The organism is Pseudomonas sp. PvP100, assembly GCF_017833055.1.
Classification (GTDB): domain Bacteria; phylum Pseudomonadota; class Gammaproteobacteria; order Pseudomonadales; family Pseudomonadaceae; genus Aquipseudomonas; species Aquipseudomonas syringae.
Map to the genome: position 1 here is coordinate 5,646,276 of NZ_JAFIBO010000001.1, position 12,160 is coordinate 5,658,435.

Below are 12,160 nucleotides of genomic sequence, written 5' to 3' on the forward strand. Positions count from 1 at the left end.
GGGCCGGGCTTTTTGCTGTTCCGGGTTTGGTATCAGGCTGCCTGTTGGTAAAAGTCGAGGAAACTCAAGCCCGTGTCCTGATCCAGATCCGGCAGATCATGATGAACATGCCCGCCCAGTGCACAGTAGACCAGCCAGTGTCGGTCCTGAACATTGAAGGCCAGGCCATCGATCAACTCTTGCTGCTCATCGCTTGGAGCAATGAGATAAAGGCGATCCTGATTTTTTGCATGCAGCATGACAAGCTCCAAAGAGAGGGAAGTCCGTTTCTCGAGGAGCCACACAATGCAGGCGAAGTATGACGCTGGGGTGACAGCGGCACAGAATTGTCATGCAGGATGTTTCGAGGGCGCATGACCACGCGGAGCCTGGGCATGATACGTGCTCGCCCGCATACCTATCGTTTCTCACGCTCCAGCGTGGAAATGCCTTGGGTGACGCTCTGCGTCACGGCGCGTTGACGCGCTCCAGACTGGACCCAGAACGTCCAGAAGTGCGTACCCACGCGTAGCATGGGCACGATAGGCGTTCCAGGTCTTAAAGCGCCAGCCCTGCCTTGACGCGGTACTGGTTGCGCACTGGAGTCGCGTATTGCTGAATCATGTAAGGGCGGTGCTCGATCGGCGTGCCTGCCAGGCGGGTTTCCCACTCTTCCCTGGCGCGCTCGAGTTCATCGGCCGGGAACAGCGCTTCAGCCTTCGGCACTTCAAGCGCCGGATCGGCGTCGTTCCACTGCGCGTACGCCAGGTAATGCACCGGGAACAGCCGATAGCCGCCGAGAATCTGCCGATCCATCTCGATGGCCAGTTGCTTGGTGTCCTCGAAATGCTCGGTGATCGGCGGTGCGAAGTTCACATGCACACGGCCTTTATAGCCGGTGATCCCCAGGGCAATGCTCACGTCGTCTTCGCCCGGCGTCTTGGTGTAGGCGCCGGTTGTCGCACGAATGTACAGCTCGCGGGCCTTGGCGCTGTCGCACGGATCATACTCATAGCTGATCGACACCGGGATCAGGTTCAGCGAACGGATCACGTCGCCAAACGGCTCATCCTTGCGGCTCATGTGGAACATCTTGAGGATCGCCGACTCGGTACGGTCGTCACCGTCCTTGGCGCGGCCTTCGGCCTGAGCGATCCAGATCGACTGGCAGTCTTGGGTGATCGAGTGATTTATGTACGCCGACAACAATTGATAAGCCGCCATTTTTTCGCGCCGCCCGGTGATCGAGCGGTGCACGATGAAGCTCTTGTTCAGACGCATCAGGTCGCTGACGAATGGCTTTTGCAGCAGGTTGTCGCCAATCGCGATGCGTGGTGTGGGCAGGCCTGCGTGGTACACGGCGTAGTTGACGAACGCCGGGTCCATGACGATATCGCGATGGTTGGCCAGAAACAGGTAGGCGCTACCGGACTTCAGCTGTTCGACGCCGGTGTAGGTGACCCCGTCGGTGGCGCGTTCGATGGTGTGGTCGACGTAATATTCGACTTTGTCCTGCAGTGTGGCCACCGAGTCGATACCGGCAAACTCGCGGCGCAGCTTGCGCGCCAGGGTTGGCTGCAGCAGCCAGCCGAATGCGCCTGCCAGGCGTGGAAAGCGGAATCGGGTCAGAATGGCGAGAAAGGCTTTGTCGCTCAGCAGACGTGCCAAGACGGCGGGGACTTCTGCATCGTTGTAAGGTCGGATGGCATCAAATTCGCCCATCATGCTCTCTTGTTTGAATCGAATAGGGTAAAAAGAAGACGGATTTGTTAAAACTGCCTTCTGAAGAATGGGTCAATTATACGCATAACTGATCCCGGAGACCGTGATGCAGGAATTACAGAGTTACGACTGCCCTTATTGCGGCGAACCTGTCGAAGCCGTACTGGACCTTTCCGGCGGCGATCAACAGTACATTGAAGACTGTCCGGTCTGTTGCCGCCCGATCGTTTTCGACCTGCAGACCGACGGCGAAGACTGGAATCTGGACGTTCGCAGCGAGAACGAGTGATGCAGAAGATCTACGAGCCCGAGAACCTGATGGAGGCCGAGTTGCTGCTGGCAATGCTTGCCAGCGAAGGCATCAACGCGCATCTGGCCGGTCGCGATCTGCTCGGGGCGATGGGCGAGCTACCGGGGCTGGGGCTTCTGGCACTCAAGGTCGAAGATGCGCAGGTCGCGCGCGCACGAGCGTTGATCACTGCGTACAATAGCGCTTCGCCCCTGTCTGGCGATGAGCCGGACGACTTCCCCGATGTACTGGTGTGCTGAGCACCTTCAAACGAGTCTGATTAGCCCCCATGTGTGGACGCTACGCCCTGTTTCGCTGGACCCCTGCCTTTGCCGCCTTGCCCGGTTTTCCTGCCGATCAGCAGGCGCAATGGAATATTTCGCCAGCCGACTGGGTGTTGATCATGCGTGCCGCCGAAAACGCGGACGGTATCGAACTGGTGCGCGCGCGCTGGGGCCTGACCCCGGCTTGGCTCACCGACCTGTCGAAAACGCCTGCCCACGCCCGCGCCGAAACCGTGGCCGAGCAGCCGATGTTTCGCGATGCCTTCACCCATCGCCGCTGTCTGCTCCCCGCCAACGGCTTTTACGAATGGCGTGGCACGGTGCGCAAGCGTCCTTTCTGGCTGACGCCGGGGGAGGGCGCCGCGCTGTTTTTCGCCGCGATCTGGGAAGCCTATCCGGTGCAGGGGCATACCTACCTGAGCGTCGCGGTGGTCACCCAGGCGGCTGCGACCCAGCGTCGGCCGTTGATTCTGGATGCCAAGGGTCAGAAAGACTGGCTGGCCGCCGACACGCCGCTGCCGACCCTGCAAGCGTTGCTGGCTGCCCCGCAGACGGCGCTGCGCGAACGGCCTTTGGCCAATCTGGTTAATGATCCGAAGCTGAATGCCCCCGAGTGCCTCACGCCGCTAAGTTAGTAGGGCAAGGCAAAAAACACCGAATCGGACAAATCCGATATCCGCGTTGAAGTACATCTGATACAAACTGGACACACCTGCGGGAACCATCCACCCCTGTCAAAGACCAAGATGCCAGTTTGCCGGTATCTGGCGCAGAGGTCTGCCCCGGGACTGACCGTTTCATACACAAGGAGATACACCATGCGTCCTTCATTTGCCTTCTGTGCCTTGAGCGCTGCGTTGCTGCTCGGCGGGTGTCAGGCAGTCAATACCACGAGTGGCGACTCGGTCGGTGTGGAGCGCAAACAGTACATGTTCAGCATGCTCTCCACGGATGAAGTCAACAAAATGTACGCCCAGTCCTACCAGCAGACCGTTGGCGAAGCGACCAGCAAAGGGGTGCTGGACACCACCAGCGCCAATGCCAAGCGGGTTCATGCAATCGCCGATCGACTGATTGCCCAGGCGCCCAAATTACGGCCGGATTCGGCGCAGTGGCAGTGGGAAGTCAACCTGATCAAGAGCGACGAGCTGAACGCCAACTGTGGTCCTGGTGGCAAGATCATTGTCTACAGTGGCCTGATCGATACCCTCAAACTGACCGACGATGAAATCGCGGCGGTCATGGGCCACGAGATCGCCCATGCCCTGCGCGAGCACGGACGTGAAGCGATGTCTAAGGCATACGGTGTTTCAATGGCCAAGCAGGGCGCAGGTGCCTTGCTGGGATTGGGACAGGACAGCCTGGCGTTGGCAGATACCGTGGTCAACTACAGCCTGACGCTGCCCAACAGCCGCAGTAACGAGAACGAAGCCGATCTGCTCGGTCTGGAACTGGCCGCACGCGCCGGTTACAACCCGAATGCGGCGATCACCCTGTGGCAGAAGATGACCCAGAACTCCGGTGGTTCGCAGCCTGAGTTCATGAGCACTCACCCGGCATCAGAGAGTCGCATCGCTTCGTTGCAGGCTGCGATACCGAAAGTCATGCCGCTGTATCAGAAAGCCGCTAAATCCTGAGTGGATGAGTCGCCCGTAGCGTTGCGAGGGTTTTCGCAACGCTACGGGCCAGCATCACACCCAGCCGCTGACTTGCATTGCCTTGTAAACCGCTACCAGCGCCAGCACGAAGAACGCGCAGGCAGCCAGTCGGCGGATCAGGGTCAGCGGCAGCTTCTCGGCGGCGAAATTGCCCGCCAGCACCACCGGCACATTGGCCAGCAGCATGCCCACCGTGGTGCCCAGAATGACCAGCCACAGATAGGAATACTGCGCCGCCAGCATCACCGTGGCGATCTGCGTCTTGTCACCGATTTCAGCGATGAAGAACGTGATCAGCGTGGTCATGAACGGGCCGAACTTGCGTGCCGTGCTGGCTTCGTCGTCGTCCATTTTGTCCGGAACCAGTGTCCACAGCGCCGTGGCGGTAAAGCTGGCGGCGAGGATCCAGTGCAGCACTGCGTCTGACAGATAACTGCTGAACCAGGCACCTACAGCGCCGGCTGCCGCATGGTTGGCGAGGGTTGCGGCAACGATGCCGGCAATGATCGGCCATGGCTTGCGAAAGCGCGCGGCGAGAACGAGCGCGAGCAACTGCGTCTTGTCACCGATTTCGGCGAGCGCGACCACTGCGGTAGGGACTAAGAATGATTCCAGCATCAGGTTTCCTAAGGGGCGGGTCAACACGGCTATGACACGTACAACCTCCCCGCCCCGGGTAAGGTGTTCGTGTCATAGGTCTTGTCAAACCACCGATCCGTCTGAGCGGATTCCGGGTCGCACGTACCATGGTCTGAGGACCAAGTATGTTGATACGTGCCGGACGAGCATGGCGCTCGTGGGAGACTACTCCCCTAGGACGGAGCGGATTCTGCCTCCGCGAAAACGTTTCGGCAAGTGCTTATTTCAGGGGCGTTTGGCGCTGTAGATTTTGAAACCGTTGCCCTGCGCCCTGACTTCGCACTGGCCGACGTGCTCTTCGATCAGCGGCTGATAACGCAGGAAGTTATTCGCCACCAGGCGCAGTTCGCCGCCTGATTTGAGATGTTGGCGTGCTTTTCTCAGCAAGTTTTCCGTTGCCATGTAATCGGTATGAACGCCGACATGGAACGGCGGATTGCTCAGAATGGTGTTCAAACCCATCGGTGCTGCGTCGATGCCGTCACCGGTCAGCACTTGGGCTTGCAGGCCATTGGCGGCCAGGGTCAGGCGTGAACTGGCGGTGGCGAAGGCATCGACATCGAGCATGATGACTTCGTTGTGCGGGTAACGACGCTTGATCGCCGCCCCCAGTACTCCGGCGCCGCAACCGAAGTCGAGCAGGTTGCCGCTGGGCAGCTTGTCGATGTTTTCCAGCAACAGGGCTGAGCCACGGTCGAGGCGGCCATGGCTGAAAACGCCGGGCAGGCTGACGACGGTGAGCGGTCCGTCCTGCAATTCGATCTGGTAGGGCCTGGCGAGGCTTTCCAGGCTGACGGCTTGCGGTGCGTGCTCGACGGTGACCTGCCACAGCTGGCAGTGGCGAGCGCTGTCCAGCTTGCGCGCGCGGCCGAAAGGGCTCAGTTGCTTGGCAGCCGCTTCGATGCCGCCACGTTTCTCGCCGACCAGAAACAGCTCGCGTCCAGCCAGTCGCGAGGCCAGTGCATTGAGCAGGTAGTCGGTCAGGTCACGCGCCTTGGGCAGGAACAGCACAGCGGCTTCGAAGTCAGTCTGTGGCGCTTCGACACCGAAATCCACGCGCCCTTCAAAACGTGCGTCCAGAGCCGCCTGATCACCGGCGTGCCAGCACCATCCACGGGCATCCGGCAGTTTTCCGAGCAGGTCATCGGCGGGCAGCCCGACCAACAACAGCGAGCCCTGAAACAGCTCAGCCTGACGGAGTAACACTTCACTGCGCGGGTCCATGGAATGGCTCCTGAAAAAGCGCGCAGTCTAACAGGATATGGGCCAAGAGGACGCGGAGCGTCCAGAACGGCATGCGACGCGGAGCGCCGCACGATAGTTGCGATCGTTCCGCATGCTCCAGCGTCGCACCATAGTTAGAGCAAGCTCTGCAGCGTATCAATGCCGGCATCTGTTGCGAGGACATCAGACAGCGTAATCTGCCGGGTCAGACGTCAATCCTCCAGGAGGTCACACATGTACTTGGCAGAGTTTCTTACCGTTGCGCTGATTCACCTGCTGGCGGTTGCCAGTCCCGGTCCGGATTTTGCGGTGGTGGTGCGTGAAAGCGTCGCTCATGGGCGCAAGGCAGGGACATGGGCGGCGTTGGGCGTTGGCTCGGCGATCTTTCTGCATGTGGGCTATTCGCTGCTGGGGATCGGAATTATCGTTTCCCAGTCCATCGTGCTGTTCAACGCGCTGAAATGGGCAGCCGCTGCTTATCTGCTGTACATCGGCATCAAGGCGTTGCGCGCCAAGCCAGCCGCCGCGACGGACGATGCCGCCATCAAGGCTACTCCCTGCGAGCGCACGGCGCGCGGTGCCTACATCAGCGGTTTTGTCACCAATGGCCTGAATCCCAAGGCGACGCTGTTCTTCCTCTCGTTGTTCACCGTGGTGATCAATCCGCACACCCCATTGCTGGTGCAGGGCGGTTACGGCGTGTACCTCGCAGTGGCGACGGCGGCGTGGTTCTGTCTGGTGGCGCGACTGTTCAGCCAGGCCCGGGTGCGCGCAGGATTCGCGCGCATGGGGCACTGGTTCGACCGGGCCATGGGCGGCGTGCTGATCGCGCTGGGCATCAAGCTGGCGCTGACCGAGGTCCACTGAACGCTGAATTCAGGCCTGCATATGCAGCAGTCCGGACGCCCCTTGCAGACAGCGCGGGGCGTCTCGGCAAATCATCCCTTTTACTGATTTCACTGGCAGCCCGAGGCCCTAGAGTGCATATTTTCAGCACGCCTATGGACTTTGAAAAGGGCTTCATATGTTACAGACTCGCGTTCTTGCGCCCGCCGATGGCGCGTATCAGTGCCCTCTGTTGATCAAGCGCCTGCTGTTGTCGGGCGGTCGCTATGAAAAGACGCGCGAAATCATCTACCGTGATTCGGTCCGCTATACCTACGCGACCCTCAACGAACGCATCTGCCGCCTGGCCAACGTGCTGACGGCGGCAGGCGTGAAGGCCGGCGACACGGTGGCGGTGATGGACTGGGACAGCCACCGCTACCTGGAGTGCATGTTTGCCATCCCGATGATTGGCGCGGTCATCCACACCGTCAATGTGCGGCTTTCTCCCGAGCAGGTCGCCTACACCATCAACCACGCCGATGACCGTCTGGTGCTGGTGAACAGCGAGTTCACGGCGCTGTATCAGGCCATGTCCGGACACCTGAACACGGTCGAAAAGACCCTGTTGCTGACCGACTTGCCAGACAAGAGCGCCGACCTGCCCAACCTGGTGGGCGAGTACGATACCCTGCTGGCTGCGGCCAGCCCCGAGTACGTGTTCGAGGATTTCGACGAAAACTCGGTCGCCACCACGTTTTACACCACCGGCACTACCGGCAACCCCAAGGGCGTGTATTTCACCCACCGCCAACTGGTGCTGCACACCATGGGCGTGGCGACCATCATGGGCTGTATCGACAGCACCCGGCTGCTGGGCACCGATGACGTCTACATGCCGATCACACCGATGTTTCACGTGCATGCCTGGGGCATTCCCTATGCGGCAACCATGCTCGGTCTGAAACAGGTGTACCCCGGCCGCTACGATCCCGAGTTGCTGGTAGAGCTGTGGCGCAGGGAGAAAGTCACCTTCTCCCATTGCGTGCCGACCATCCTGCAAATGCTCCTGAACGCCAAGTCTGCTCAGGACGTCGATTTCGGCGGCTGGAAGATCATCATTGGCGGCAGCTCCCTGACTCGCAGTCTGTATCAGGCCGCCAAATCCCGTGGCATCCAGCTCACTGCCGCTTACGGCATGTCCGAAACCGGACCGCTCATTTCCGTAGCGCACATCAACGAAGAGTTGAAAGCCGGCAGTGAAGACGAGCGCATCACCTACCGGATCAAGGCCGGCGTGCCGGGGATGCTGGTGGAGGCCGCCATCATCGATCAACAGGGCAACTCTCTCCCGGCCGACGGAGAAACCCAAGGCGAGCTGGTCTTACGTGCGCCCTGGCTGACCGGAAGCTACTTTCGCGAGCCCGAAAAAGGCGCCGAGTTGTGGGCGGGGGGCTGGCTGCACACCGGCGATGTGGCAACGCTGGACGGCATGGGTTTCATCGACATTCGCGACCGCATCAAGGACGTGATCAAGACCGGTGGCGAATGGGTTTCCTCGCTGGAACTCGAAGACTTGTGCAGTCGCCACCCGGCAGTGCGCGAAGTGGCAGTGGTCGGCATCGCCGATCCGCAATGGGGCGAACGTCCGTTTGCCTTGCTGGTGATTCGCGATGGCCACCAGCTCGACGCCAAGGGTTTGAAGGAACACCTCAAGCCGTTTGTCGAGCAAGGTCACATCAATAAGTGGGCCATTCCCAGCCAGATCGCGCTTGTTACCGAAATTCCCAAGACCAGCGTCGGCAAGCTGGACAAGAAACGCATGCGCCGGGACATCGTGGAGTGGCAAAGCAGCAACAGTGCCTTTCTCTCGACCCTCTGACACCTCGGACGTGCCGTATCGGTCGGTGACGGCACGTGTCTGCGCTGCAGGTCCTGCTCTGTGACTTGCCAAATTTGCAAATTACGCCATCCTCCCCGCACATGTTTTTTGGCGGCTTCCCGGAAACGGGCGGTCCAGAGGCGTTGGTCGTGCAAATCACACTTTAGAGGGATCTAGCGTCAGAGCGTGCTGGCTATAGTCTGCACCGGGAATGGCAAGAACGGACCTGGCGCGTGTGTTGATTCGATGACTGATTCGTTTCTGGATTTCCCCACCGCCATAACAATAAAACACAAGGAGTAGCGTCGATGACAAGCACATCCCCCTTCTGGCGTCGGGCCAGGCTGCCTCTGGCTGTCAGCCTTGCCTCTTCGCTCGCCGGCCCGGCTTTTGCCGTGACCTTCAACGTCGGCGAGATCGAAGGCAGTTTCGACTCGTCGCTGTCGGTGGGCGCGAGCTGGTCGACGGCCAATCCCAACAAGAACCTGATCGGCGCCAACAACGGCGGGCGTGGTTTGTCGCAAACGTCCGATGACGGTCACTTGAACTTCAAGCGTGGGGAGACGTTTTCGAAGATATTCAAGGGCATTCATGATCTGGAACTTAAGTACGGCGATACCGGTGTTTTCCTGCGCGGCAAATACTGGTACGACTTCGAACTCAAGGATGAAAACCGCGAGTTCAAGGACATCAGCGACTCGGGCCGCAAGGAGGGCGCCAAGTCGTCCGGGTTCCAGTTGCTCGACGCCTTCGTCTATCACAACTATTCGATTGCCGATCAGCCGGGCGCGGTGCGCTTTGGCAAGCAGGTCATCAGTTGGGGGGAAAGTACTTTCATTCAGGGCGGCATCAACAGCGTCAACCCGGTCGATGTCTCGGCCTTCCGGCGACCCGGTTCGGAAATCAAGGAAGGCCTGATTCCGGTCAACATGTTCTACCTGTCGCAGAGCCTGACCGACAACCTGTCTGCTGAAGGTTTCTACCAGCTGGAATGGGACCAGACGGTCGTCGACAACTGTGGCACCTTCTTCTCGCAACCCGATGTGATTGCCGATGGCTGCAACAACAACCTCGCGGTATTGCGCAGCCGCAGCGGCCTGAACAGCTCGCTGACGGCGGCCGGTCTGCCAGCCGGGGCGCGCGGTGCGGTGTTCAATTCGCTGTCGCAGCAGGGCGTGGTGTTCGGTAACCCGGATGAGGGCGCGGTGGTGCGCCGAGGCCCTGACCGCGATGCCCGTGACAGCGGCCAGTTCGGTTTCGCCTTGCGTTACAACTTCGAACCGCTGGACACCGAGTTCGGCGCGTACATGATGAATTACCACAGCCGTGCACCGATTTTCAGCGGGCGCGGCGGCTCTGCTGCTTCGTTCAGTCCGCAAGGGCTGGTCGGTTCGCTGGTTCGCAATGGCATTCCTGCCAGCACTGCCGCCGCGCTGGCCCCCAGCCTGTTGCCGGTGGTGGTGGCAGGCAACTCCAGTTACTACGTCGAATACCCCGAAGACATTCGTCTGTACGGCCTGAGCTTCTCGACCACGCTGCCCACCGGCACGGCGTGGAGCGGCGAGATCAGTTATCGCCCCAACGCGCCGATTCAGGTCAATACCACCGACATCCTCTATTCGGGCATTTCGCCGCTCAACCCCAACGTGTCGCTACTCAGCGGGCAGCCGAATACGGATCAAGCCGGTTATCGCCGCAAAGAAATCACCCAGATGCAGACCACATTTACCCAGTTCTTCGATCAGGTCATGGGCGCCGAGCGTCTGACGGTGGTCGGTGAAGTGGGCTGGACTCATGTGGGCGGGCTCGAAAGCACCTCCAAAATCCGTTACGGACGCGATCCGGTGTACGGCCCGGGGCCGCTGCCTGGCGGTCAGTGCGCAACGTTGAACGCCGGCACGCTGACCGGTGCCGAGCAGAACAACCTGACCCGCTATTGCGAAGACGACGGCTTTACCACCGCCAACTCCTGGGGCTACCGCGCCCGTGCCATCTGGGATTACAACAGCGTGTTCGCCGGGGTCAATCTCAAGCCGAGCGTGGCCTGGTCGCATGACGTCAAAGGCTATTCACCCGGCCCAGGCGGCAACTTCGAAGAGGGGCGCAAGGCCGTCAGCCTGGGGCTCGATGCCGAGTACCAGAACACCTATACCGCGAACCTTTCCTACACCAACTTCTTTGATGGCAAGTACACCACGGTCGATGACCGGGACTTCGTGGCGCTGAGCTTCGGCATGAACTTCTAAGAACATGGTTTTCAGGATGACGACGAACATGAAAATAACAAAAAATCTGTTGCAGGCCGGGGTTCTGGGGATGTCGCTGCTGGCGACCGGTGTGATGGCTGCGGTGTCCGAGTCCGAAGCGGCGAAGCTGGGCACCTCGCTGACGCCGATGGGCGCGGAAAAGGCCGGTAATGCGGCCAACACCATTCCGGCCTGGAGCCCGATGCCGAAAAACGCCGGGGCGGTGGACAGCAAGGGTTTCCTTGCCAACCCGTACGCCAGTGAAAAACCGCTGTTCATCATCACCGCGGCCAATGTCGAGCAGTACAAGGACAAGCTGGCGCCGGGCCAATACGCGATGTTCAAGCGTTACCCGGACAGCTACCGGATTCCGGTCTACCCGACCCATCGCGGTGCTACCGTGCCGGATGATGTGTTCGCCGCGATCAAAAAGAATGCCACCACCACCAAGCTGGTCGGTGGCGGCAGTGGTCTGGAAAACTTCGATACGGCCATCCCGTTCCCGATCCCGGCAAGCGGTGTCGAGGTCATCTGGAACCACATCACCCGCTACCGGGGCGGCAGCGTCAAGCGTCTGGTCACCCAGGCCACGCCACAGCCCAACGGCTCCTACAGCCTGGTGTATTTCTCCGATCAGTTCGTGTTTCGCGACAAGATGAGGGATTTCGACCCGAAAAATCCAGGCAACGTGCTGTTCTACTTCAAGCAGGAAGTCACCGCCCCGGCGCGTCTGGCCGGTGGCGTGCTGCTGGTGCATGAAACCCTCGATCAAGTGAAGGAGCCGCGCTCGGCATGGCTTTACAACGCCGGTCAACGCCGCGTCCGTCGTGCGCCGCAGGTGTCCTATGACGGGCCGGGTACTGCGTCCGACGGGCTGCGCACGTCTGACAACCTCGACATGTACAACGGTGCGCCGGATCGCTATGACTGGAAACTGATCGGCAAGCAGGAAATGTACATCGCCTCCAACAGCCACAAGCTGGACGATCCGACGCTCAAGTACGCCGACATCATCAAGGCCGGCCATATCAACCAGGACCTGACCCGCTACGAGCTGCGCCGCGTCTGGCACGTGACCGCCACCCTCAAGGAAGGGCAGCGTCATATCTATGCCAAGCGTGACTTCTTCATTGATGAAGACACCTGGCAGGCCGCGGTCATCGACCACTATGACGGGCGTGGTCAGCTGTGGCGCGTGGCCGAGGCGCACTCGGAAAACTACTACGACAAGCAAGTGCCGTGGTACGCGGTAGAAACGCTGTATGACCTGCAATCGGGTCGCTACGTGGCGCTGGGCATGAAGAACGAAGAGAAGAAAGCCTACGAGTTCGGCTTCACGGCAGGCACCAGCGACTTCACCCCCAACGCGCTGCGTCAGGAAGGGGTTCGTTGATGTCTGATCGATACACGCT

At 60.2% G+C, this 12,160-nt stretch carries 13 protein-coding genes and 1 riboswitch; of the genes, 8 read left to right on the forward strand and 5 right to left on the reverse strand.

Going from position 1 to position 12,160, the window contains the following annotated elements; translation table 11 throughout:
• Nucleotides 1–32 precede the first annotated feature (32 nt).
• The 3 genes from JOE39_RS24480 to JOE39_RS24485 form a co-directional block, all read right to left on the reverse strand.
• A complete protein-coding gene (locus JOE39_RS24480) occupies nucleotides 33–239 on the reverse strand; it encodes a hypothetical protein (protein ID WP_003346138.1) in 207 nt (68 codons plus the stop codon).
• Nucleotides 240–397: 158 nt separating this feature from the next.
• Nucleotides 398–520 carry a hypothetical protein gene (locus JOE39_RS26495; RefSeq protein WP_275086966.1) on the reverse strand — a complete coding sequence of 41 codons (123 nt, stop codon included), beginning with the start codon at nucleotides 518–520 and terminating at the stop codon, nucleotides 398–400.
• Between the two features lie 17 nt (nucleotides 521–537).
• Entirely contained in the window at nucleotides 538–1,701 is a 1,164-nt protein-coding gene (locus JOE39_RS24485) for a 1-acyl-sn-glycerol-3-phosphate acyltransferase (RefSeq protein ID WP_209996823.1), read from the reverse strand.
• 106 nt (nucleotides 1,702–1,807) lie between these two features.
• Here JOE39_RS24485 and JOE39_RS24490 point away from each other — a divergent pair, with 106 nt between their 5' ends.
• The 4 genes from JOE39_RS24490 (at nucleotide 1,808) to JOE39_RS24505 (ending at nucleotide 3,911) form a co-directional block, all read left to right on the forward strand.
• Nucleotides 1,808–1,990, forward strand: a complete 183-nt coding sequence (locus tag JOE39_RS24490; protein ID WP_003318204.1) for a CPXCG motif-containing cysteine-rich protein — start codon at nucleotides 1,808–1,810, stop codon at nucleotides 1,988–1,990.
• Nucleotides 1,990–2,250, forward strand: a complete 261-nt coding sequence (locus JOE39_RS24495; protein ID WP_003318203.1) for a DUF2007 domain-containing protein — start codon at nucleotides 1,990–1,992, stop codon at nucleotides 2,248–2,250. Before JOE39_RS24490 ends, JOE39_RS24495 begins: the two co-directional genes overlap by 1 nt.
• A 29-nt stretch (nucleotides 2,251–2,279) precedes the next feature.
• The gene (locus tag JOE39_RS24500; RefSeq protein WP_003365552.1) at nucleotides 2,280–2,909 is read left to right on the forward strand and encodes an SOS response-associated peptidase; all 630 of its coding nucleotides are present in this window, start codon (nucleotides 2,280–2,282) and stop codon (nucleotides 2,907–2,909) included.
• A gap of 183 nt (nucleotides 2,910–3,092) precedes the next feature.
• Nucleotides 3,093–3,911, forward strand: a complete 819-nt coding sequence (locus JOE39_RS24505; protein ID WP_003346150.1) for a M48 family metallopeptidase — start codon at nucleotides 3,093–3,095, stop codon at nucleotides 3,909–3,911.
• Between the two features lie 54 nt (nucleotides 3,912–3,965).
• Here the strand turns inward: JOE39_RS24505 and JOE39_RS24510 are convergent, their stop codons facing one another.
• Both JOE39_RS24510 and JOE39_RS24515 read right to left on the reverse strand, forming a co-directional pair.
• Nucleotides 3,966–4,550 (reverse strand): TMEM165/GDT1 family protein, encoded by a 585-nt coding sequence (locus JOE39_RS24510; protein ID WP_003408669.1) that lies wholly within the window; start codon nucleotides 4,548–4,550, stop codon nucleotides 3,966–3,968.
• A 22-nt stretch (nucleotides 4,551–4,572) separates the two neighbouring features.
• Nucleotides 4,573–4,757: riboswitch (yybP-ykoY riboswitch) on the reverse strand.
• A 39-nt stretch (nucleotides 4,758–4,796) separates the two neighbouring features.
• The gene (locus tag JOE39_RS24515; protein ID WP_003346154.1) at nucleotides 4,797–5,795 is read right to left on the reverse strand and encodes a class I SAM-dependent methyltransferase; all 999 of its coding nucleotides are present in this window, start codon (nucleotides 5,793–5,795) and stop codon (nucleotides 4,797–4,799) included.
• A gap of 234 nt (nucleotides 5,796–6,029) precedes the next feature.
• Between JOE39_RS24515 and JOE39_RS24520 the strand changes: the two genes are divergently transcribed.
• From JOE39_RS24520 to JOE39_RS24535, 4 genes are all read left to right on the forward strand, one after another.
• The gene (locus JOE39_RS24520) at nucleotides 6,030–6,662 is read left to right on the forward strand and encodes a LysE family transporter (RefSeq protein ID WP_010424771.1); all 633 of its coding nucleotides are present in this window, start codon (nucleotides 6,030–6,032) and stop codon (nucleotides 6,660–6,662) included.
• Nucleotides 6,663–6,819: 157 nt separating this feature from the next.
• Complete coding sequence (locus JOE39_RS24525; protein WP_024661840.1) at nucleotides 6,820–8,502, forward strand: fatty acid--CoA ligase; 1,683 nt, start codon at nucleotides 6,820–6,822, stop codon at nucleotides 8,500–8,502.
• Nucleotides 8,503–8,810: 308 nt separating this feature from the next.
• On the forward strand, nucleotides 8,811–10,748 hold the full coding sequence (locus JOE39_RS24530; protein WP_004406890.1) for a DUF1302 domain-containing protein: 1,938 nt from the start codon (nucleotides 8,811–8,813) through the stop codon (nucleotides 10,746–10,748).
• A 28-nt stretch (nucleotides 10,749–10,776) separates the two neighbouring features.
• The gene (locus tag JOE39_RS24535) at nucleotides 10,777–12,141 is read left to right on the forward strand and encodes a DUF1329 domain-containing protein (RefSeq protein WP_004402712.1); all 1,365 of its coding nucleotides are present in this window, start codon (nucleotides 10,777–10,779) and stop codon (nucleotides 12,139–12,141) included.
• The last annotated feature ends 19 nt before the right edge of the window (nucleotides 12,142–12,160 follow it).